Origin of the sequence: Bradyrhizobium sp. HKCCYLS20291 (assembly GCF_051167715.1) — a bacterium.
In the GTDB taxonomy this organism is placed as follows: Bacteria; Pseudomonadota; Alphaproteobacteria; order Rhizobiales; family Xanthobacteraceae; genus Bradyrhizobium.
Genome location: NZ_JBNPTO010000003.1, coordinates 254905 through 277385, shown reverse-complemented (window position 1 = coordinate 277385; position 22481 = coordinate 254905). Strand labels below are relative to the sequence as shown.

The window sequence follows — 22481 nt, the reverse complement described above, 5'->3', positions numbered from 1 at the left end:
GACCTTGGCACCTGCTTCGCATGCGCGGGCTGCTTGGGTTGAACGCTCGCAGGACCGCGCGGATGCAGATCTACCTCCCCATCGCCGACATCCCGGTCAACATCTTCCTGCTGCTGGCCATGGGGGCGGCGGTCGGCTTCGTGTCCGGCATGTTCGGCATCGGCGGCGGCTTCCTGATGACGCCGCTGCTGATCTTCGTCGGCATCACGCCGGCGGTCGCCGTCGCCTCGGTGTCCAGCCACATCGCCGCATCGTCGTTCTCCGGCGCCCTGTCCTATTGGCGAAGGCGGGCCATCGATCCGTCGCTGGCGCTGGTGCTGATGATCGGCGGCACGCTGGGCACCGCGCTCGGCGTCTCCACCTTCACCCTGCTGCGCTCGCTCGGCCAGCTCGATTTGATGATCGCGCTGTCCTATGTCGCGCTGCTGACCAGCGTCGGCGGCATGATGTTCTGGGAAGGCCTGCGCGCGATGCTGCGGGCGCGCCACGGCGCCGCCGCCACGGTGCGCCGGCCCGGCAGTCATGTCTGGATCCATGGCCTGCCGCTGAAGATGCGGTTCAAGCGCTCCAAGATCTACGTCTCCGTCATCCCCGTCATCGGCATCGGCCTCCTGATCGGCTTCCTCGGCGCCGTCATGGGCATCGGCGGCGGCTTCATCCTGGTGCCTCTGCTGATCTACCTGCTGCGCGTGCCGACCTCGACCGTGATCGGCACCTCGATGGTGCTGACGCTGGCCACCATGATGATCGCGACCATGCTGCACGCCATGAGCAACCATCTGGTCGACGCCGTGCTGGCGCTGATCCTGATGGTCGGCGGCGTCACCGGCGCGCAGTTCGGCGCCCGCGCCGGACAGATGATCCGCGGCGAGCAGCTGCGGCTGCTGCTCGGGCTGCTGATCCTCGCCGTCGGCATCCGCTTCGCGTTCGAGCTGGTGATCCGGCCCGCCGACCTGTTCACGATCCGCGAGACCGAGATGAGCCAATGACGCCGCTGCGTTTCATCAGCACGACATTGCTGCTGCTGATGCTCACCGCAGCCGCGCCGGCACGCGCCGAGCGCCTGATCGCCTCCGTCTCCAACCACCGCGTCACGGTGACGCCGAACTATTCCGGCGAGGAGCTGGTGCTGTTCGGCTCGGTCGAGAAGGACGCGCAGACCCCGCCGGGCCGCACCGCATACGATCTCGTCGTCACCGTGCGAGGACCCCGCGCCGACATGGTGACGCGGCGCAAGGAGCGCAAATTCGGCATCTGGATCAACACCGACTCGCGGCAATTCCTGAAGGTGCCGGGCTATCTGGCGCTGTTCGCCAACCGGCCATTCGATGCGATGGCCGCGCCCGAGGTGCAGCGGCGGCAGCAGCTCGGCCTGACCAACGTGCTGCTGACCCAGCGCGTCGGCCCCGACTATGCCGACGTCGTCCCCAACGATGTCTTCCGCAGCGCCTTCGTGCGGCTGCAGTCGCAGCACGGCCTGTACCGCGAGGACACGTCCGCGGTGACGTTCCTCACCCCGACGCTGTTCCGCACCGGCATCCCGCTGCCCGCGGCGGTTCCGATCGGCACCTATGAGATCGAGATCAAGCTGCTGGCGGACGGCGCGCTCGTCACCAAGACCGAGACTGCGTTCGAGATCGTCAAGGTCGGCTTCGAGCAGTTCGTGGCGAGCTCGGCGCGTCAGAACGGCTTCGTCTATGGCCTCGTCACGACGGTGATGGCGCTGATGACCGGATGGATGGCGTCGATCGTGTTCCGAAGGGATTAGCGCGCTCGTCGAGGACACACTCATGGCGCGACCTCCGCCGTCGTCGCCGGCGCACGCGTCACCAGATAGATGCCGATCGCAACCGGAATCACGCCGAGCAGATCCTGCAGCGCGACCTGCTCGCCGAGCACCAGGAAGGCGAAGATCATCGCCAGCGGCGGCATCACGAAGTGATAGGCGCTGGCGGCGGTGGCGCCGCAGACCTTCAGCAGGTGGAACCAGAGCACATAGGCCAGGATCGAGCCGCCGAGCACCAGGAAGGCGAAGGCGCCGATCAGCTGCGTATTCGGCACGACGTCGCCGACGCTGGAGATGCCGAGCGCGACCGGCCACAGCACCAATCCAGCGGACAGGTTCTGGATGCCATTGCCGATCCACAGGCTGCCCTTCGGCGCGAGCTGCTTGAACAGGATGGTGCCGGTGACCATCGAGGCCAGCGCCGCCAGCGTATAGAGGATGCCTTCGAGATGATCGGTGCCGACCGCCATGCGGTGCCAGACGATCATGGCGACGCCGATGATGCCGAGCGCGAGCCCCGCGACCTTGCGCAAGGTCAAGGGTTCGCCGAGCAGCAGCGCGGCGAACACCGCCGTGAACACCGGATTGGCCGAGACGATCAGGCCACCGAGCCCGGCCGACACCGTCTGCAGGCCCGTATAGCCCAGGCCGAGATAGAGCGCATTGTTGGCGATGCCGATGATGGCGAACACGGCCGCATCGCGCCAGCTCATGCGCAGCTCGCCCCGGATCGCGGGAATGATCAGGATGAGGAGGCCTGCGAGCGAGAACCGCGCCGCCAGCAGCAGCAGCGGCGGGCAATAGGTCACGCCGATCTTGCCGGCGACGAAGGCGAAGCTCCACAAGAGGCAGAACACGCCGATCTCGAGCGGCAGCAGGTTCGGCGTGACGCGGGACATAACCACCTGCCTGCTGCTCGTAACGAGGCCCCGCAACTAATAACACCTCGCCGCAGCGATGCTGTGCAGCCTGGTGTCGCCCAGCACGTGGGCGATGAAGGCGCGCTTCGGGAACAGTTTTGCGAACGCCGCGTCGCGCACGCTCAGGCCGCCGGCATAGGCGCCGAACGCCGGCATCACGGCGCGTTCGCCGTCGGAGACGAAGCAGCGCCGCTCCAGCGTACGTGCCCGCGTCGCCACCCGCGCCTTGGGATGCAGATGGCCGGCGATCTCGCCGCGCGCGCCGGTCGGCTCGTGGCGGAACGTCACCGTGCCGATCACGACTTCGTCGGCGACCTCGCCGCCGATGCCATGCGGCGCCGGATCGTGATTGCCGGTAATCCACACCCAGTCGCGGCCGACCTGCAGATTGGCGATCGCAGCGCGGTCATCTCCGGTGAGACGGGTATGCGCGTCACGATCATGGAAGCTGTCACCGAGCGCGATCACGATGCGCGGCCGGTAATGCGCGATGACCTCGGCCAGGCGGCGCAAGGTCGCCACCGTGTCGAAAGGCGGCAGCAAGGTGCCGCGCGCAGCGTAGCTCGAGCCCTTCTCGAGATGCAGGTCGGAGACGACGAGCAGGCGCTGCTCGTCCCACACCAGCGCGCCCGAGAGATCGACGCGCAGCGCAGTGCCGGCGACGGTCATCAGGTCCGATGCGCAAAGTGTCCCCTGCAAAGTCCGCCTCGCCCTTTCCAGCCTACCCCATCGCCTCCTTGACGAGTTCCTCGGCGGCTTCGGCCAGGAGCTCGTCGGCGGCCTCGCCATAGACGGATTCGCGGCCGATTTCCAGCATCACCGGCACCGCCAAGGGCGAGACGCGATCGAGCGGGCGATGGGTGATTCGGCCCGCGATCCGCGTGAGCATATCACCGAGGCGCCGCAGATCGAGCAGGCCGGTGGCAGCGTCGGCGCGCGCGGCGCGCAACAGCATGTGATCCGGCTGGTGCCGGCGCAGCACGTCGTAGACGAGATCGGTCGAGAACAGCACCTGGCGCCGCGTCTTTTCCTCCGTGGTCGAACGCCGCGCGATCAGGCCGGAAATGATCGCGCAGGAGCGAAACGTGCGTTTCATCAGCGCCGACTCTGCCAGCCACGCCTCGAGATCGTCGCCGAGCATGTCCGGATCGAACAAAGCGGCGAGATCGAGACGCCCCTGTTTGACCATCAGCGACATGTCGCCGAGCCCCCACACCGCGAGCGCATATTCGTTGGCGACGAAGCCGAGCGGCCGGGCGCGCGCCCGCTCCAGCCGGCGCGTCAGCAGCATGCCGAGCGTCTGATGCGCGAGCCGGCCCTCGAACGGATAGCAGACGAGATAATGCTTGTTGGAGCGCGGGAAGGTTTCCACCAGCAGCTCGCGGCGCGCCGGGATGCGCGAGACGTCCTTCTGCAGCGCCAGCCAGTCGCGCACCTGCACGGGCAGTTGCGACCAGGCGCTGTTGTTGTCGAGCAAACCGCGGACGCGCTCGGCGAGATAGGTCGACAGCGGGAATTTGCCGCCCATGTAGGACGGCACCTTGGGATCGCTGTCGTTGGCCCGCGACACATAGACCTGATCCTCCGCGAGCGTCTCGTAGCGCACGATCTCGCCGCCGAACACGAAGGTGTCGCCCGGCGTCAGTCCCTCGATGAAGTACTCCTCGATCTCGCCGAGCAGCCGGCCGCCGCGCGCGATCGCGCCCGTCGACCCGGTGCCGCCAGCGCGCGAGCGCACCAGCCGCACCTTCAGCATCGCCTCTTCGACGATGGTGCCGACGTTCAGGCGATAGCTCTGCCGCACCTTGGGGTTGGTGACCCGCCAGCGACCCTTCGCGTCCTGCTTAATGCGGGCGAAACGCTCATAGGTCTTCAGCGCGTAGCCGCCCGACGCGACGAAATCGACGACGTCGTCGAAATCCGCGCGCGTCAGCGTCGCATAGGGCGCAGCGGTGATCACCTCGGCATAGAGGTCGTCACTCAGGAACGGCTCGCCACAAGCGCAACCGAGCACATGCTGCGCCAGCACGTCGAGCGCGCCGGTGCGCAACGGTGGCGTATCCTGCGCATTGTCGGCGATGGCGTCGATCGCGACCGAGCATTCCAGCACCTCGAAGCGATTGGCCGGCACCAGCACCGCGCGCGACGCCTCGTCGAGCCGGTGATTGGCGCGGCCGATGCGCTGCATCAGCCGTGAGCAGCCTTTGGGTGCGCCGACATTGATGACGAGATCGACGTCGCCCCAGTCGACGCCGAGATCGAGCGAGGACGTGCAGACCACGCCGCGCAACCGGCCCGCCGACATCGCGTCCTCGACCTTGCGGCGCTGCGCGACATCGAGCGAGCCGTGATGCAGGGCGATGGCGAGGTTGTCGTCGTTGATGCGCCAGAACTCCTGGAACAGCATCTCGGCCTGGCTGCGGGTGTTGACGAACACCAGCGTGGTCTTGTTCGCCTTGATCAGCTCGTACATCTCGGCGAGCGCATGGCGCGCGGTGTGGCCGGCCCAGGGCAGCCGCTCGCGCGTGTCCAGCATCTCGACCACCGGCTGCGCGGCGCCGCCGGCGACGACCAGATCGGCGCTGGCGGTCGCACCGCCCGGCTGTGGCACCAGAAAGCGCGCGATCTGCTCCGGCTCGGCGACCGTGGCCGACAGACCAATCATGCGCATCTCAGGCGCAAGCCGCCACAGCCGCGCCAGCGCCAGCGACAGCAGATCGCCGCGCTTGGAGGTGACGAGCGCATGCAGCTCGTCGAGCACCACGCGTTTCAGCGACGAAAACAGGAATGGCGCGTCGTCGGACGACAGCAGCAGGGCCAGCTGTTCGGGCGTCGTCAGCAGGATGTCCGGCGGATAGCGGCGCTGGCGCTGCTTGCGGGACGCCGGCGTATCGCCGGTGCGGGTCTCGACCTTGATCGGCAGCGCCATCTCGGAGATCGGCGCCTCGAGATTGCGCGCGATGTCGACCGCGAGCGCCTTCAGCGGCGAGATGTAGAGCGTGTGCAGCCCGGCAGGACGGGCGACGGATCTCGCCGATGGCTTTTGTCCGAGCTCCACGAGAGTCGGCAGGAACCCGGCCAGGGTCTTGCCGGCGCCGGTCGGCGCAATCAGCAGCGCCGAGCGTTGCGCCCGCGCCTTCTCCAGCAGCGCCAACTGATGCGACCGCGGCACCCAGCCGCGCGCCGCGAACCATTTGGTGAAATGGTCAGGGAGCGCGGAGGAGTCGTCGGACGGGACTGGTCGGATGCGGGGCGGCACCGGGGGAAGGTAGGCAGTCATGCGGGGTTCGTCGAGGGAGGACGCAGCCGCAGCAGCGAGACCTCACGTTTTGGCGCATTCATCGGGCGCACCACCGCGTCATCAACTTTCGCCGTCGTCCCGGCGAACGCCGGGACCCATACCCCAGGGAGCGGTTTGAGGCACGCTGGCGATTGGCTTTTTGCCCACCACATCCGCCGCGGCGTATGGATCCCGGGTCGGCGCCACGATCACGCTGTCGCGTGCTCGTGGCTTGCCCGGGACGACATCGAGTTTGATCACCGCGGGTGGTCGTTTCATCCGCATATCTCAACAGCCTGAACAAGCATCCACGATCTCGCGGCTGATAACGCCCGAGTGATGCATCGGCATGCCCCTCCAAATTGCAGAGGGCGCAGGGAAGGCCAGGCGTCGGCTGACGCCTGCGGCCCGCCTGCGAAAAAAATGCAGGCGGCAGAACCACAGGTGCAGCCGGGCACGCCCGGCCTTCCCTGCGCGGTGGTCTTCACGCTTCTTTCGTGCTCTCCCCGGGGACCGGCTGATTGACCCCGTCGCCGATGCAGCACATCCGCGCTGACATCCACTTGACCTCGGCACCGGGAGGCCAGGACCACACGACTTCGCGTCCGCCGCACACCGTTCGTCCGCGCAAGCCTTCGCTCACGCTACGGCATCTCGGCGGCCACCGCTCCCCGCCCCGCGTGTCGTGACGATCGCGCGCTACGCCCCTCGGCTTGGAACGGGATGGCGGGATACAATCATGATTTCTGCTAAAGCGCAAGAAGTTTATTTTTTTCCGAAGATACCGGAAATTGGGCGGACGTCGTCCCAACATACTCCGCTGTCGTCCCGGCCTTGAGCCGGGACCCATACCGCGGAATCCATCAGTGAAGCGCAACTTCCAGTCATCGTCCCACCGAAGCCGGTGGTTATGGGTCCCGGCTCAAGGCCGGGACGACAGCGGAGAATGACGCGACGCTCTGGCCGCATCGTCATTGCGAGCCGCGCTCTCAATGACGATGTTGAACCAGCTCAGCCGCCCCCCTACTCCGTCATCGGCTTCTCGGAGATGCTCCAGTCCTTGCCGTCGAAGATCGAGATGTAGAGCGTCTTCATCGGCGTGTAGTCGTCGGGCGTGTAGGCGAAGTTGACGCCGTCGAGGAAGAATGGCGAGTGGAAGCCGGCCAGCGTCGTGGCGTTCTTGAGCACGTTCTCGCGGGTCAGCGTGTCGCCGCAGCGGCGCAGGATCTCGCCCATCGACACCGCCTGGCCATAGCCGGCATAGGCGATGGTGTTGTCGGGATCGATGTTGGGCAGGTACTTGGCGCGCAAGGCCTCGAAGCCCTTGACGTCCGGATCGTCCTTCCATTGCGGCACGCCGGCATCCTTGGAGTATCGGATCGCGACGATGTCCTTGGCGTTCTCGAGTCCCGCGGCCGACAGGATCGAGCGGCCGGTCGAGCCGGCCGACAGCAGCTGCAGCGGCTTCCAGCCGAGCTCGGCGACCTTCCGGATCGACTGCGACGACGCCTTGCCGGTCGAGATGTTGTAGAACACGTCGGCGCCCGACTTCGACAGATTGATCAGCTGCGAATCGACCGTCGGCTCGGTGAGATCATAGGTCTGCTCCATGATCACCTGGGCCTTGCCGCCGGCATCCGCCAGCACCTTCTTGAAGGGACCCAGGAAGTCGCGGCCGAAATCATCATTCTGATAGAGGATGCCGACCTTGGCCTCCGGCTTCACGCTCAGCACATGCTTGGCGAGAATGCGCGCCTCCGTCGGATACAGCGGCAGGCCGGCCATGGTCCATTTGTAGTTCTTCGGATCATTCCATTTCGAGGCGCCGGTGTTGAGCATGAGCTGCGGCACGCCCTTGGAATTGAGATATTTGTGCACGGCGGTCTGCGGCGCGGTGCCGAGCGAGCCGTACAGCGCCAGCACCTCGTCCTGCTCGACCAGCCGCCGCGTCGCCTCGACGCATTTCGGCGCGCTGTAGGCGTCGTCCATGGTCAGGAACTTGACCTTGCGGCCGTTGATGCCGCCCTGCTCGTTGAGCATCTGGAAATAGGCTTCGCCGACGCGGCCGAGCACGCCATAGAGCGAGCCGGGACCGGAATGCGGGATGGTCTGGCCGATCTTGATCTCGGTGTCGCTGGCGCCGGCGTCGTACTTCTTCTCCGCCGCCCAGACGTAGGGCGACGCGATGGTCGACGCACCCAAGGTCGCGAGCGCGGTGGCGCAGAAATCGCGCCGGGTCAGATTGTTTTTCATTCGTTGTTCCTCCCTGGATCGACGCATTTTTTGGCATCGGGAGGCGCGCGGCAAGAGCGAAGTTGCCGCATTGCGCGCGCGTGCAGCGCATTCAATAGCGTGTAGACTCAAGTCCGGGCGGCGACCACGGCCAGCCCGCGCACCGGCTGCTGTTCTTCGGTGCGCGGCGAGGCCGGCGCGAGATGCAAAGACTTCAAGCCGGCATCGGCCAGGACGCGACGGATATATTCCGCGCCATGGGCATAACGCAGACCCTTGCCCATGATCACACCGTCGCCATCATGCGTCTCGACGGTAAATGTCAGCAGGCCGCCTGATGTCAGCACGCGCGACGCCTCGCGCAGCACCGGGGCGAGATCGCCGACATAGACCATCGCATCCGCGGCGAGAACGAGATCGGCCGAGGCATCGCCCTGGCGGCGCAGCCCTGCCGTCATGTCGTCGACCTCGAGCTCGGCATAGAGGCCCGTGGCGCGCGCTTGCGCGATCATGCCCTCCGACAGATCGATGCCGGTGAAGCTGTCGACGTTCGCAGCGAACGCCGCGGCGCCAAGGCCGGTGCCGCAGCCGAGATCGATGCCGCGCTTGAAATAGGCCGGCTGCTTCTCGCTAGCACGCACCGCCAGCACGGCCTTGAACAGGATCGCCGGCGCCCGGTAGCTGAGCCGCTCGATCAGCTCCGCCTCGAAGCGCGGCGCATATTGGTCGAACAGCGACTGCACATAGGCCTTGGGCATATCCGAGAGCGGCGCCGCGCCGAGCTGCATCAGCCGCACGCCGGCGCCGTGGCGGTCATCCGGATCGGCGGCAACGGCGTTCTGGAAGGCGGCGATGGCCTTGTCGGTTTCGCCGAGCGCGATCCTGATCTGGCCGAGCTCGAACCACGCCGAGGCGAATGTGGGCGCGACCTCGATCGCCTGCTCCATCACCTCGGCGGCAGCGGCCAGATCGCCCTTCAATTGCAGGTCGCGGGCGAACTCGTAGCGGCGGTCGGCGATCAGGTCGCCGGAGGAGAGGAACAGGCGGTGGGGCATCTTGGAACCACGGGGTCGTCATGGCCGGGCTTGACCCGGCCATCCATCATCGAACGAGTCATTCCAGCAGATGGATGCGCGGGTCAAGCCCGCGCATGACGGGCCGGGAATGGGACAGACTGAATTTTCGTCCGATGAGACCTATATGAGCTGCATGCGTCCGCAAGACATCCTGATGCCCGTTCCCTCCGGCCTGTGCTGCAAGGCCGGCGGTTTCCACATCGATCCCGTGCGCCCGGTCGAGCGGGCGCTGATCACCCATGGCCATTCCGACCATGCCCGCGCCGGCCACGGCGCGGTGCTTGCGACGCAGGAGACGCTCGACATCATGCGGCTGCGCTATGGCGAGAACTTTGCCGGCTCGACGCAGGCGATCGGCTATGGCGAGGCGATCAAGCTCGGCGACGTCACCGTCAGCTTTCACCCGGCCGGGCACGTGCTCGGCTCGGCGCAGATCAAGGTGTCCTGCGGGGGCACCTGCATCGTGGCGTCCGGCGACTACAAGGATGCGCGCGATCCGACCTGCGCGCCGTTCGAGCTGGTGCCATGCGACGTCTTCATCACCGAGGCGACGTTCGGCCTGCCGGTGTTCCGGCATGGCGATGCTTCCCACGAGGTCGACAAGCTGCTCGCTTCGGTCGCGATGTTTCCCGAGCGCGCGCATCTGGTCGGTGCGTATTCGCTCGGCAAGGCGCAGCGCGTGATCGCGCTGATCCGCGAGGCCGGCTATGACGCGCCGATCTACCTGCATGGCGCGATGGAGAAGATCACGCGCTACTACCAGGACAAGGGCATCGCGCTCGGCGAGCTCCGGCCGGTCAAGGGCGTCAAGAAGGCCGAGCTCGCCGGCACCATCACCTTGGCGCCGCCGAGCGCGACCTCCGACCTGTGGACGCGGCGCTTTCCTGATCCGGTCACCGCCTTCGCGTCGGGATGGATGCGGGTGCGCGCCCGCGCGCGGCAGCGCGGCGTCGAGCTGCCGCTGGTCATCTCCGATCACGCCGACTGGGACGGGCTCACCGCGACCATCGCGGCGACCGGCGCCGGCGAGATCTGGGTCACCCACGGCCAGGAGGACGCGCTGGTGCATTGGTGCCAGAGCAAGGGGCTCGCGGCGCGGCCGCTCGATCTCGTCGGCTATGGCGACGAGGAGGAGAGCGAGGTGGTGGCCGTGGAGGATGCCGAGGCATGAACCGCTTCGCCGAGCTGCTCGACCGGCTCGCCTACGAGCCCGGCCGCAACAACAAGCTGCGCCTGCTGACGTCGTATTTTCGCGAGGTCGCCGACCCCGATCGCGGCTACGCGCTATCAGCGCTGACCGGCGCGCTGTCGTTCAAGCACGCCAAGCCGGCGCTGATCCGCGACCTGATCGCCGCGCGCACCGATCCGGTTCTGTTCGCGCTGTCGTATGATTATGTCGGAGATCTCTCCGAGACCGTCGCGCTGATGTGGCCAAAGGCGGCGCCCCCTGCATCCGGCCACAACAACCCGCCGCCACCCACGCTGACCGATGTCGTCACCAGGCTGCGCACGCTCGGCAAGACCGAGATGCCCAAGCAGTTGGCGCAATGGCTGGACGAGCTCGACGAGACCGGGCGCTGGGCGCTGTTGAAGCTCGTCACCGGCGCCATGCGCATCGGCATCTCGGCGCGACTGGCCAAGACCGCGGCCGCTGCGCTAGGCGAGAAGGACCCACACGAGGTCGAGCTGGTCTGGCCGGGCCTGTCGCCGCCCTATCTCGATCTGTTCGCCTGGCTCGAAGGCCGCGGCGACAAGCCGGTCAATCGCGATCCCGCGCCGTTCCGCCCGGTCATGCTCGCGCATGCCGTCGAGGACAGCGACTTCGCGAGCATGGATGCGGCCAACTATATCGCCGAATGGAAATGGGACGGCATCCGCGTGCAGGCGGTGAGCGGGCGCGAGGCCGGCGGCCGCGTCGTGACGCGGCTGTATTCGCGCAGCGGCGAGGACATCACCGGGAGCTTTCCGGACCTGCTGCCGTCGCTGCATCTGCCGGGCGCGCTCGACGGCGAGCTGCTGGTGGTGCGGGACAAGCGCGTGCAGAGCTTCAACGTGCTGCAGCAGCGGCTGAACCGCAAGACGGTGTCGCCGAAGCTGATGAAGGACTATTCGATCCATCTGCGCGCCTATGACCTGCTCGGTGACGAGGACAACGATCTGCGCGAACTGCCGTTTGCCGAGCGGCGCGTGAGGCTGGAAGGGTTCATCAAGCGGCTGGATGATCCGCGCGTCGATCTGTCGCCCACGATCGCCTTCTCCAGCTGGGACGAGTTGAAGGCGGCGCGCGCCAATCCCGCCTCGGCCGGCGCCGGCGACGATGCCGAAGCGGTCGAGGGCGTGATGCTGAAGCGGCGCGACGCGCTGTATCTGCCGGGCCGCCCGAAGGGACAATGGTGGAAGTGGAAGCACGATCCGCACATCATCGACGCCGTTCTGATGTACGCACAGCGCGGCCACGGCAAGCGCTCGTCCTACTACTCCGACTACACGTTCGGTGTGTGGACGGCGGGCGAGGCCGGCGACCAGCTCGTGCCGGTCGGCAAGGCCTATTTCGGTTTCACCGACGAGGAGCTCTTGCAGATCGACCGTTTCGTCCGCCGCAACACGACCGAGAAGTTCGGTCCCGTCAGGCATGTCGTGCACGAGCCCGAGCAGGGCCTGGTGCTGGAGGTCGCCTTCGAGGGGCTGCAGCGCTCGCCACGGCACAAATCCGGTATCGCGATGCGCTTCCCGCGCATCAGCCGCCTCCGCTGGGACAAACCGCCCCGCGACGCCGACCGGCTGGAGACGCTGGAGCGCATGTTGAGGAGCGAGACGGCGGGGTGAGGATGACTCTCAGTTCTCGACACAAATGGGGGTGACGATTTGTGACTCGTCATGCCCGGGCTTGACCCGGGCATCCATCCCCTCTCGCGAGATGGATGGCCGGGTCAAGCCCGGCCATGACGATGTTTGGCATTACGGCGCAACGGTGAAAGCGGAAGGCGAGCCGCAGCGGGGAACATTAAATGCCAGTAACCAGCTTGCGCCGCCGAGGCGGGTTCCCCACCTGCCCTGCCGTGCTTTATAGTCGGGCTTGCGAATCCGACGAACCCGCCTGGAGACGATGACATGTCGAACGACATAAGGGACTATCCGGCCCGCGCCCGCAGCTCGGATGGCCTGTATCGCTTTCTTGGCGGCTCGCCGGTCGCGGTGGCGTTCCGGCTGATCCTGCTGTCGATCCTGGTCGGCGTGGTGCTGTCGGCGATCGGCTTCGATCCGCTGAATATCCTGCACAGCATCCGGCTCCTGTTCATCCGGCTCTACGAGCTCGGCTTCGACGCCTTCAACTGGCTGTGGCGCTACTTCCTGCTCGGCGCCGTGATCGTGATCCCGATCTGGTTCCTGTCGCGGCTGTTTGCTCCGCGCGGCCGCTAGCGGACCCGGCCGATGCAGCTCCGCTTCGTCGGCTGCGGTGACGCGTTCGGCTCGGGCGGCCGGGTCAACACCTGCTTTCATCTCACGGGCGAGCGCACCAATCTGCTGATCGACTGCGGTGCCTCGTCGCTGCCGGCGCTGAAGCGCCTCGGCATCGCCTGCAATGACGTCGCGCTGATCCTGATCACGCATTTCCATGGCGATCACTTCGCCGGCCTGCCGTTCCTGCTGCTCGACGCCCAGTTCTCGCGGCGGACGCAGCCGCTGGTCATCGCCGGGCCCGCGGGCATCGCGGCGCGGCTGGCGCAGGTGATGGAGGCGCTGTTCGAGCATTCCCCGGCGACGCCGCGCAAGTTCGAGCTCTCGGTCGTCGAACTGCAGGCAGAGACGACGACGCATTTCGGCGAGATCGCGGTGACGCCTTACGCGGTCGTGCACGGCAATTCCGGCGGGCCGTTTCTCGGCTACCGGATCGCGGCCGAGGGGCGCGTGGTCGCCTATACGGCCGACACCGAATGGACCGACAGCCTGATCCCGCTCGGCCGCGACGCCGACCTGTTCATCGCCGAAGCCTATACCTTCGACAAGCCGGTGAAGAACCATCTCAGCCTCGCGGCGCTCGAGGCCCATCTCGCCGACATCCGGCCGAAGCGGCTCGTGCTCACCCATATGAGCGACGACATGCTGCGGCGTCGCGACCAGATCGCTCACATGACCGCGCATGACGGCATGAGCGTCGAGATCTAGCTCGCCAGCATGGAAGCCGGCTAAGAACGTCGACGCGCGGCCACCGCGCGCATGCCACGGGCCGCCCTTGACCGCTTCAGCCAAAGTCACGTCAGCGCAGGTGTTCGACATCGCGGGTCCCGCGATGATCGCCAATCTGACGACCCCGCTGATCGGCATCGTCTCGACCACGGCGATCGGCCGGCTCGGCGAGGCTGCCATGCTCGGCGGCGTCGCGATGGCCTCGGTGATCTTCGACTGCCTGTTCTGGCTGTTCGCCTTCCTGCGCGCCAGCACGCTGGCCTTCACCGCCCAGTCGCTCGGCGCCGGCGAAAGCGACGAGATCCTGAGGGTGCTGATCCGCGGTCTCGGGCTGGCGGCGCTGATCGGCATCGCCCTGATCGCGCTGCAGGCGCCGCTGGCCGCGATCATCTTCGAGCTGATGGGCGGCAGCGATGCAGTGCTCGGCGCTGCCCGCAGCTATTTCGTGATCCGGATCTGGGCGGCGCCGCTGGCGCTCGCCAACTACGTGCTGCTCGGCTGGCTGGTCGGACTGGCGCGCGCACGATTGGCGCTTGCGGTCCAGGTCGCGATCAACCTGATCAACATGGCTGCCACCGTTCTGCTGGTGCAGGTGCTCGACGCCGGCATTGCGGGTGCCGCGATCGCCGCGCTGCTCGCGGAGGCCGTGGGCGTGGTGATCGGCTTGATGCTGGCGCGCCGGCTGGTCAAGACGACAGACGGCCTGTCGCTGCCGCTGCTGTTCGACCGCGCCAAGCTGATGCACATGATGGCGGTCAACCGCGACATCATGATCCGCACCGCGGCGATGATCGTCGCCTTCCTGTTCTTCACCTCGCAGGGTGCGCGCGCCGGCGACACCACGCTCGCGGCCAACGCGGTGCTGAACAACTTCCTGCTGGTGGCGGCGTTCTTCCTCGACGGGCTCGCCAATGCCGCCGAGCAGCTCTGCGGCTACGCTTTTGGCGCTCGCAACAGAGATGCCTTCGCCGGTGCCACAAGGCTGGTGCTGATCTGGGGGTTCGGCTTCGCGCTGGCCGTCGCCGTCGTATTCGTGTTGCTCGGGCCTGTTCTGATCGACGTGATGACGTCGAGCGCCGCCGTGCGCGGCGCCGCGCGCGACTATCTGCCGTTCGTGGTGGCCTCGCCGCTGCTGTCGGTGTTCGCCTTCGCGTTCGACGGCGTCTATATCGGTGCGACCTGGGCGCGCGACATGCGCAATCTGATGATCGCCGCGCTGATCGTGTTCCTCGGCACCTGGTTCGCGCTGCGCGGCTTCGGCAATGCCGGCCTGTGGATCGCGATGCTCAGCTTCTACGCCGCCCGCGGCGGCTTCCAGGCCCTACGCTATCCGGCGCTGCTGAGGATGTCGTTTGAGACGTAGAGAGTTTCGACCAAAGAATCATCACCGCAGCGCTCTATGTAGCGGAAAATGTCGCGGTGTCCGTGATTGCGCCCTCTCCCCTTGTGGGAGAGGGCATGTAGGGCAGAGCGGCAAACTCGGTTGGGTGAGCAACTGTGTTGTTTTTCCCCGGGCTGTGTGTCCCGATCGGTGTGCAGGCTGCCAGCGTTCTCGGGACCGTCAATGACGCGTGGCGCCGCCTGCGGCGGTGGCCTTCGGCCATCATTGACGGTCCCTGCGAGCGCCGGCGTTAGCGGCGGCAGGTCGGGACGGAGGGATGGCCGCCGTCCGATCGAACAAAGGGATGCCCAAGAGGTCAGGCGGCCTTCGCCTGTCGCCAGTCCTGCCCGTCGCGCAGCATGGCGTTGAGGATGACCAGGAGCTTGCGCATGCAGGCGACGATGATGACCTTCGGCTTCTTTCCGCTCATTCGTCCCGCGAACTCGGCAATCGCCGGATTGTACCGTTTGGCTGACAGCGCCGCCATGTACAGGACCTCACGTACGGCTTCGCGGCCTCCCTTGATGTGGCGCTCGCCACTTCTCTTGCCGCTGTCATCGTCGAACGGGGCAACCCCCACCAGGCTGGCAATCGCCCGCCGCGACAGCCTGCCGAGTTCGGGCAACAGCGCGATCAGCGTCTGGGCCAGCACCGGGCCTACACCCGGCACCGTGCGCATCCGCCGTGCCAACTCGCTCCAGTCGGCATGCTCGGCGACGAGCTCGGCCAGCTTTGCGTCATGGGCGGTCAGTTCGGTCTGCAACCTCTTGCGTTGTGCCTCGACTTTCCGGCGCAGCTTGGCATCCCGCAGATGCTCGAGCTGGTTGGTACAGTCGTCGATGCCCTTGCGCAGGTGGCGACGGAACAGCAGGTGCTCGCTCAACGTATCCAGCTCGCGTCGTCGCTTCGGAGCAGGAGCTTCGATCATCACCGCAGTGAACTGCGCGATGATCAACGCGTCGACACGGTCGTTCTTTGCAAGCCGGCCCTTGGCCTGCGCGAAGCGACGCACCCGCAGCGGATTGAGCAACGCAACCTCGAAGCCCTCCGCTTCCAGCGCATCGACGACCTCGCGCTCATACCCGCCCGAGGCCTCCAAGCCGACCCGCGATACTCGCCGTTCTCGAAGCCATGCGACGAGATCCTTCAAGCCTGCCTCATCCCGGGCAACCTGCAAAGGCTCGTCCCGCTCCGGCCAAAGCTCCACGTCAAGGCATTCTTTGCTGACATCGATCCCGGCAGATCGTACAATTTGTGCCATCTTCCGATCCCTTCCTTGCACATCCGGTCTTGGTGACCTTGCAACTGTTCGGGTTGTGAAGAATGGAGGGAAGGCACCTTGCTCACCCACGGTCTTGTGCCAAGGGGCATACGGGCTCTCCCCTCCAGGGCCGACGCGGCGGCTACCGCGTCGGCCCCTGCCGTTTCTGGCACATTTTCAAGATACAAGGGGTATCTCTCCGCGAATGTCACTCGCTGAGACATACCCCTCACCCAACCGAGTTCGTGGATGGGCCGTACATGCCCTCTCCCACAAGGGGAGAGGGCGCTGTATTGCACAGCGCGCTTTGCGATCCCGTTCGCTCCAGATTTTTCGAGGACGCAACGCGCCTAAACCGGCCAGTCCTCGGCGGTGATCGTGGCGGCATCGGCGCCGACGATCTCGGACAGCGAGTCCCGCCCCGTCCGCAGCAGGGTCGAGGTCAAATCGGACTTGATGCTCTCGACCAGGCCGAGGCCCTTATAGACCAGCGAGGAATACAGCTGGATCAGGCTGGCGCCGGCGCGGATCTTGGTCAGCGCGGCCCCGCCGGTGTCGATGCCGCCGACGCCGATCAGCGGGAACGCGCCTTCGACGCGGACGAAGGTCTCGGCGACCATGCGCGTCGACAGCCGGAACAGCGGCCGGCCGGAAAGCCCGCCCTGCTCCTTGGCGCGCAGCTGCTCGCGCAGACTGTTGGGACGGGCGAGCGTGGTGTTCGACACGATCATGCCGTCGACGCCGCGCGAGCGCGCGACATGGACGACGTCGTCGAGCTCGGCGAGGCTGAGGTCGGGCGCGATCTTGAGCAGCACCGGCGTATCGCCCGCCTTGCGGCGGACGCGGTCGCGCGCCTCCAGCACCTTCGACAGCAGCTCGTCGAGCTGCGCGGCCTGCTGCAGGTTGCGCAGGCCCGGCGTATTCGGCGAGGAGATGTTGACGGTGAAATAGCTCGCCACCGGCGCGAAGGTCTCGATCAGCCGGACGTAGTCGGCGACGCGATCGGCGGAATCCTTGTTGGCCCCGACATTGACGCCGACGATGCCGCCCTGATTGGCGCGGCCGGCGAGCCGGCGCAGCACGATCTCGGCGCCGTCATTGTTGAAGCCCATGCGGTTGATGACCGCCTCGTCGCGCTCCAGGCGGAACAGCCGGGGACGCGGATTGCCGCTCTGCGGCCTGGGGGTGACCGAGCCGATCTCGACGAAGCCGAAGCCGAGCCGCAGCAGCGCGTCCGGCACCTCGGCGTTCTTGTCGAAGCCGGCGGCCATGCCGACCGGATTGGGGAAGTTGAGCCCGAAGGCGCGCACCGCCAGCTTGGCGTCGTCCTGCCGCGGCTTGACGGCCGGCAACAGCTTCAGGCCCTGGATGGCGAGCCGGTGCGCATCCTCGGCATCGAGCCAGCGGAGCAGCGGCAGCGAGAGCTGGTCGAAGGCGCGGATCACGGCACGAGCCCCGGAATCTCGTGCCCGCCATCGGCACGGTTGTGCATCTGGTGAACGGCCGTCACCGCGCCGAGATCGAGCTCGCCATAGAGATGCGGAAACAGCTCGTCATTGCGCGAGCGCTCCCAGCGCAGCTGATCGCCCAGCGCGTCCGCCTCGACCTCGACCAGGAACAGCGCGCTCTGGCCGAAAAAGTGCTTCCGCGCGGTTTCCGGCACCTGGGCGGCGGTCGAGAAATGGATGAAGCCGTCGCGCAGATCGTCGGCGCTGCCGCGGTAGACGCCCTGCCGCTCCGCCTCGCGCCAGGCCGAAGCTGAGCAGATTTTGTAGATTTTGGGCACCTTGGCGCGGTCCTGGCTGGAGCTTGAGTTTGCTGATGTCTGGGGATGCGGCCGACCGTATCGGCAGGGGGCGTCGAACTCAAGCCTCGCGTGCCCGGCAGCGCCACATGCCAGCGCTCAGCAGGAGCATCCGTGACGCGCCGCGCGACTGCCTGCGCCACGTTCGATTTTGGAGATTGTCATGGACCGCCGCCACGTCTTGAAGGCCCTTGCGGGCCTCGCGCTCTGCCCCGTCTGCGCGACGCCGGGCTTCGCCGCCGAAGGTGCGCCGCATTGGAGCTATGAGGGCGCGACCGGGCCGGCCAGATGGGGCGACCTCGACGCCGCCAACAAGGTCTGCAGCATCGGCAGCCAGCAATCGCCGATCGACATCGAGAATCCGACCCGCACCCGGCTGCCCGACTTCAAGCTCTCCTGGGGGCCGACCGCCGACACCATCGTCAACAATGGCCACACCATCCAGCTCAACTTCGCCGACGGCAGCGGCACGCTCAGGCTCGGCGAGACCAACTACAAGCTGCTGCAGGTGCACTTCCATCGGCCGAGCGAGCATCAGATCGGCGGCAAGAACTTTCCGATGGAGGCGCATTTCGTCCACCGCGCCGCCTCCGGCGGCGTTGCCGTGCTCGGTGTGCTGATGACCACCGGCCGGCCCAATCCCGCCTTCAGCCAGATCGTGATGACGATGCCGGACAAGGAAGGCCAGGCGGTCAAGGCCGATCCGCGCATCGATCCGAGCATGTTGCTGCCGGCGCGCCGCTCCTATTATCGCTATGCCGGCTCGTTGACGACGCCGCCCTGCTTGGAGGTGGTCGAATGGCTGCTCCTGGCCGACCCGATTCAGGTCGCGGAGGTCGACGTTGCCAAGTTCGCCAGACTCTATCCGATGAACGCCCGCCCGGTACAGAAGCTCGACCGCCGCTTCGTGCTGCAGGGGATGTAGAACGCAGTCCGTTTTGGACGAGGACCGCCACCAAGCACTCCGCTGTCGTCCCGGCCTCCGAGCCGGGACCCATACCGCGGAATCCCAGTTGTTTTAGAAGGTGGCGGAGAGCCTCCGCCAAACTGTGGCCGGTGGCTATGGGTCCCGGCTCGGAGGCCGGGACGACATCAGTTGTGAGGTGACCGGCTCGGGCATTACGCCGAGCGCGCCAGCGCCCCGTCGATCATCGCGACCGCGTTGTTGACGCCGTACACCGCGACGAAGGAGCCGAAGCGCGGGCCCTTCTCCTGTCCCAGCAGCACCTGGTAGAGCATGTTGAACCAGTCGAGCGACACGCCGGGCCGGCCGTCCTTGCCCTTCTTGACGTGATCGAGGAACGGCTCGCGGCGGCCGATCTCGTAGACGACGTTCTGGATGTCCTCGGCCGAGGCGTCCGCAGGCAGGTTCGACAGCGCATCGCGCAGGTCCTGCAGCGCCACGCGCTCGACGTCCGTCGGCTCGCGGAACGTCTTGGTCGGCGCGACGAAGTCGCGATAGTAGTTGATGGCGTAGCCGACCATCGCGTCGAGCTTGGGATGGGTCTGCGGCGTCACGCCCGGCCGGTAGCGACCGATGAAGCCCCACAACGTCCCAGCATTTTCGGCATTCGACGACGACACCAGCGTGAGCAGCAGCTGGAACGTCACGGGCATGTCCGCCTTGGGCGGCTTACCGGAATGGATGTGCCAGACGGGATTGCCGAGCTGCTGCTTGGCATCCTGCTTCGAAAACCCTTCCAGGAACTGCTGATAGTCGTCGACGTTGCGCGGGATGACGTCGAAATACAGCCGCTTCGCCGCCTTGGGCTCGCGGTACATGAACAGCGACAACGATTCCGGCGAGGCGTAGCGCAGCCACTCGTCGATGGTCAGGCCGTTGCCCTTCGACTTCGAGATCTTCTGGCCCTGCTCGTCGAGGAACAGCTCGTAGTTGAAGCCCTCCGGCGGCGTGCCGCCGAGCGCTGCGCAGATCTTGCCCGACAGCTTCACCGAGTCGATCAGGTCCTTGCCGGCCATTTCATAGTCGACGCCGAGCGCCGTCCAGCGCATCGCCCAATCCGGCTTCCATTGCAGCTTGCAATGGCCGCCGGTCACCGGAACGGTCATCCGCTCCTTGGTCTCCGGGTCATCATAGGAGATCGTGCCGGCCTTGGCGTCGTGCTCGACGATCGGCACGTACAGCACCAGGCCAGTGCGCGGGCAGATCGGCAGGAACGGCGAGTAGCTGGCCGCGCGCTCCTCGCGGAGCGACGGCAGCATGATCGCCATCACCTTCTCCAGCCGCTCCAGCATGCGCAGCAATGCCGCGTCGAACCGGCCGGAGGTGTAGTACTCGGTCGAGGAGGCGAACTCGTACTCGAAGCCGAACTTGTCCAGGAAGGCGCGCAGCCGAGCATTGTTGTGGGCGGCGAACGACGGATATTCGTTGGAGAACGGATCGGGGATGCGCGACAGCGGCTTGCCGAGATGGGTGGCCAGCATCTCCTTGTTCGGCACGTTGTCCGGCACCTTGCGCAGGCCGTCCATGTCGTCGGAGAAGGCGATGAGGCGCGTCTTGATCTTGTCCTCGGTCAGCACGCGGAAGGCGTGGCGCACCATCGTGGTGCGCGCGACCTCGCCGAAGGTGCCGATATGCGGCAGGCCGGACGGACCGTAGCCGGTCTCGAACAGTACCTCGTCCTTGGGCGTCTTCTTCAGCCGGTTGACGATCGCCTTCGCCTGCTCGAACGGCCAGGCATTGGAATTTTCGGCAAGCGCGCGCAGGTCGCTCGGGCTGGTCGGGACGAGATCGATCGTGGACATTGTGAAGTACCGGTTGTTCGATATGCGTAGGGTGGGCAAAACGAAGCGTGCCCACCGCGATGGTGGTGAGCACGGCGCTGCGCGCCTTTGCCCACCCTACGGGTGAATCGTTCAGAACGGGCTGATCGAGAAATAGCGCAGCCACAGGTCGGTGTAGCGGCCTTTTTCCCAGACCCGGAACAGCGCCCAGTTCAGGGCCTGGCGCAGGAGGTCGTTGCCCTTGCGGACCCCGATCCCGACGCCCTCGCCGAAATAGCGGCTTTCGACGAAAGGTCCACCGGAAAAGGCGCAGCAATCGCCGGAATCCGTGCCGTTGACCCAGAACGCCAGCGAGATGCCGTCGCCGAAGATCAGGTCGACCTCGGAGCGGCGCAGCGCCTGCCGTAGCGCTTCGTCGTTCGGATAGGTCTTGATCTCGGCGTCGGTGAACATCGCCTTGAGGTAGGCCTCATGGGCGGTGCCGGTGACGGCGCCGATCTTCTTGCCCTCGAGAAACTCGGGGCGGATCTCGGTCATGACCGCGTCGCGGCGCGACACGAAGCGGGCCGGCGCGCGGTAGTACGGGTCGGAGAAGTCGAGTCGTGCCCGCATCTGCGGTGTCACCGCCATCGAGGCGATGATGGCATCGCCGCGGTTGGAGGACAGCGCATCCAGCAGGGTCTCGAAGCGGCGCATCTGGATGGTGCAGGTGACCTTGATCTCGTCGCAGAGCGCCCGCGCCAGGTCGACGTTGAAGCCGGCGGGGTTGCCGTCCGGACCGGTGAAGTTGAACGGGGGATAATCGGTCTCAGTCAGGAAGCGGATCACCGTGAGGCGCGACAGATCGGGGCGCTCGGGGCGCCGCCGCGGATCCCAGAAGCCGGGCACGGCCTGCGGCGCTGCCTCGACCGGCGGCTTGACCGGGGCCTGGGCGCGGACGTCCGGAGCCGCACCGGCCAGACCCAGACACAGCAGCGCCGCCGCCATCGCCACGCGAGCCGGATTCATGGGTCTGAAGGTCGGTGACAAGACGGTCGGCATCAGCGGTCCCGATGGTCAGCGCGCCTTATAGACCATCCCGGCGCAATTTCGAGGCTGGATTCGGCTCGGGCTGGCCGCCTGCGAGCTGAACGTTAATGCCCTCAAAGGTATTTCTTCAGATCCGCCGCGGCTTCCTCAGGCGTCCGTTTGAGATTGAACGGCGCAACGAACCGGCCGTTGCGATCCATCAGGTAGACCAGCGCGGTGTGGTCCATGGTGTAATCGCCGTCCTTGAGCGGGACCTTCTTGGCGTAGACCCGGTATTCGGTCAGCACCTTGGCCAGCACCTCGGGATCGCCGGTCAGGCCCTTGAGGTGGGGATCGAAGCTGGACAGGTAGTCCTTCATCGTCGCCGGATTGTCGCGCTCGGGATCGACCGAGACGAAATAGGCGTTGACCGCATCGGCATCCTTGCCCATCGCCCGCAGCACCTCGGAGATCTCGAACAGCGAGGTCGGACAAACGTCCGGGCAATGGGTGAAGCCGAAGAAGATCAGGGTCGGCCGGCCCTGCAGGCTCTTCTCGGTGACCGCTTCGCCGCTCTGGTCGGTCAGCTGGAACGGACCGCCGATCGCGGCCGGCGCGGCGATGTTGCGGCCGCCGCCCATGAGGACGAACATCAGCGACAGCCCGACCACCAGGCTGGCGGCGAAGGCTCCGATGATCACCAACGGGCGGGTGGCATTGGCCGGCATGCCGAATTCCTCACTCTTGTCTCAGAAGCAAGCCTGAACGCCTGCAGCGATCATCTCGAAGAACACTGCGGT

The 22481-nt window shown here is 66.5% G+C and carries 19 protein-coding genes; 8 read left to right on the top strand and 11 right to left on the bottom strand.

Annotated features, from left to right (window positions below):
• Positions 1-62: 62 nt before the first annotated feature.
• Both ACQR07_RS09155 and ACQR07_RS09150 read left to right on the top strand, forming a co-directional pair.
• The gene (locus ACQR07_RS09155) at positions 63-989 is read left to right on the top strand and encodes a sulfite exporter TauE/SafE family protein (RefSeq protein ID WP_434901980.1); all 927 of its coding nucleotides are present in this window, start codon (positions 63-65) and stop codon (positions 987-989) included.
• Complete coding sequence (locus ACQR07_RS09150; protein ID WP_434901979.1) at positions 986-1768, top strand: TIGR02186 family protein; 783 nt, start codon at positions 986-988, stop codon at positions 1766-1768. Before ACQR07_RS09155 ends, ACQR07_RS09150 begins: the two co-directional genes overlap by 4 nt.
• A gap of 20 nt (positions 1769-1788) precedes the next feature.
• On the opposite strand, the gene ACQR07_RS09145 is transcribed toward ACQR07_RS09150, so the two are convergent.
• The 5 genes from ACQR07_RS09145 to ACQR07_RS09125 form a co-directional block, all read right to left on the bottom strand.
• On the bottom strand, positions 1789-2685 hold the full coding sequence (locus tag ACQR07_RS09145; RefSeq protein ID WP_434901978.1) for a DMT family transporter: 897 nt from the start codon (positions 2683-2685) through the stop codon (positions 1789-1791).
• Between the two features lie 36 nt (positions 2686-2721).
• Positions 2722-3375, bottom strand: coding sequence for a ligase-associated DNA damage response endonuclease PdeM (gene pdeM, locus ACQR07_RS09140; RefSeq protein WP_434901977.1), 654 nt, complete (start codon positions 3373-3375; stop codon positions 2722-2724).
• A 52-nt stretch (positions 3376-3427) separates the two neighbouring features.
• Positions 3428-5965 (bottom strand): ligase-associated DNA damage response DEXH box helicase, encoded by a 2538-nt coding sequence (locus ACQR07_RS09135; RefSeq protein ID WP_434902280.1) that lies wholly within the window; start codon positions 5963-5965, stop codon positions 3428-3430.
• Positions 5966-7009: 1044 nt separating this feature from the next.
• Positions 7010-8239, bottom strand: a complete 1230-nt coding sequence (locus ACQR07_RS09130) for an ABC transporter substrate-binding protein (protein ID WP_434901976.1) — start codon at positions 8237-8239, stop codon at positions 7010-7012.
• 107 nt (positions 8240-8346) lie between these two features.
• Entirely contained in the window at positions 8347-9273 is a 927-nt protein-coding gene (locus tag ACQR07_RS09125; RefSeq protein WP_434901975.1) for a methyltransferase domain-containing protein, read from the bottom strand.
• A gap of 154 nt (positions 9274-9427) precedes the next feature.
• On the opposite strand from ACQR07_RS09125, the gene ACQR07_RS09120 reads away from it, so the two are divergent.
• From ACQR07_RS09120 to ACQR07_RS09100, 5 genes are all read left to right on the top strand, one after another.
• A complete protein-coding gene (locus ACQR07_RS09120) occupies positions 9428-10465 on the top strand; it encodes a ligase-associated DNA damage response exonuclease (RefSeq protein WP_434902279.1) in 1038 nt (345 codons plus the stop codon).
• Positions 10462-12120, top strand: coding sequence for an ATP-dependent DNA ligase (locus tag ACQR07_RS09115; RefSeq protein WP_434901974.1), 1659 nt, complete (start codon positions 10462-10464; stop codon positions 12118-12120). The genes ACQR07_RS09120 and ACQR07_RS09115 overlap by 4 nt, the downstream gene beginning before the upstream one ends.
• Positions 12121-12405: 285 nt before the next feature.
• Entirely contained in the window at positions 12406-12714 is a 309-nt protein-coding gene (locus ACQR07_RS09110) for a DUF6460 domain-containing protein (RefSeq protein ID WP_434866024.1), read from the top strand.
• A gap of 12 nt (positions 12715-12726) precedes the next feature.
• Entirely contained in the window at positions 12727-13461 is a 735-nt protein-coding gene (locus ACQR07_RS09105; protein WP_434901973.1) for an MBL fold metallo-hydrolase, read from the top strand.
• A 100-nt stretch (positions 13462-13561) separates the two neighbouring features.
• Positions 13562-14845, top strand: coding sequence for an MATE family efflux transporter (locus ACQR07_RS09100; RefSeq protein ID WP_434902278.1), 1284 nt, complete (start codon positions 13562-13564; stop codon positions 14843-14845).
• Positions 14846-15179: 334 nt separating this feature from the next.
• On the opposite strand, the gene ACQR07_RS09095 is transcribed toward ACQR07_RS09100, so the two are convergent.
• From ACQR07_RS09095 to ACQR07_RS09085, 3 genes are all read right to left on the bottom strand, one after another.
• Positions 15180-16124, bottom strand: coding sequence for an IS110 family transposase (locus ACQR07_RS09095; protein WP_434901972.1), 945 nt, complete (start codon positions 16122-16124; stop codon positions 15180-15182).
• A gap of 350 nt (positions 16125-16474) precedes the next feature.
• Positions 16475-17569 (bottom strand): quinone-dependent dihydroorotate dehydrogenase, encoded by a 1095-nt coding sequence (locus ACQR07_RS09090; protein WP_434901971.1) that lies wholly within the window; start codon positions 17567-17569, stop codon positions 16475-16477.
• On the bottom strand, positions 17566-17910 hold the full coding sequence (locus ACQR07_RS09085; protein ID WP_434901970.1) for a DUF952 domain-containing protein: 345 nt from the start codon (positions 17908-17910) through the stop codon (positions 17566-17568). Before ACQR07_RS09085 ends, ACQR07_RS09090 begins: the two co-directional genes overlap by 4 nt.
• A 181-nt stretch (positions 17911-18091) precedes the next feature.
• Here ACQR07_RS09085 and ACQR07_RS09080 point away from each other — a divergent pair, with 181 nt between their 5' ends.
• The gene (locus tag ACQR07_RS09080) at positions 18092-18853 is read left to right on the top strand and encodes a carbonic anhydrase (RefSeq protein WP_434901969.1); all 762 of its coding nucleotides are present in this window, start codon (positions 18092-18094) and stop codon (positions 18851-18853) included.
• 194 nt (positions 18854-19047) lie between these two features.
• Here ACQR07_RS09080 and ACQR07_RS09075 read toward each other — a convergent pair whose 3' ends face one another.
• The 3 genes from ACQR07_RS09075 to ACQR07_RS09065 all read right to left on the bottom strand — a co-directional run bounded on the left by ACQR07_RS09075 (position 19048) and on the right by ACQR07_RS09065 (position 22409).
• Positions 19048-20694, bottom strand: coding sequence for a lysine--tRNA ligase (locus ACQR07_RS09075; protein ID WP_434901968.1), 1647 nt, complete (start codon positions 20692-20694; stop codon positions 19048-19050).
• Between the two features lie 111 nt (positions 20695-20805).
• Complete coding sequence (locus ACQR07_RS09070) at positions 20806-21660, bottom strand: transporter substrate-binding domain-containing protein (RefSeq protein ID WP_434902277.1); 855 nt, start codon at positions 21658-21660, stop codon at positions 20806-20808.
• A gap of 155 nt (positions 21661-21815) precedes the next feature.
• Complete coding sequence (locus ACQR07_RS09065) at positions 21816-22409, bottom strand: SCO family protein (protein WP_434901967.1); 594 nt, start codon at positions 22407-22409, stop codon at positions 21816-21818.
• Positions 22410-22481 lie beyond the last annotated feature (72 nt).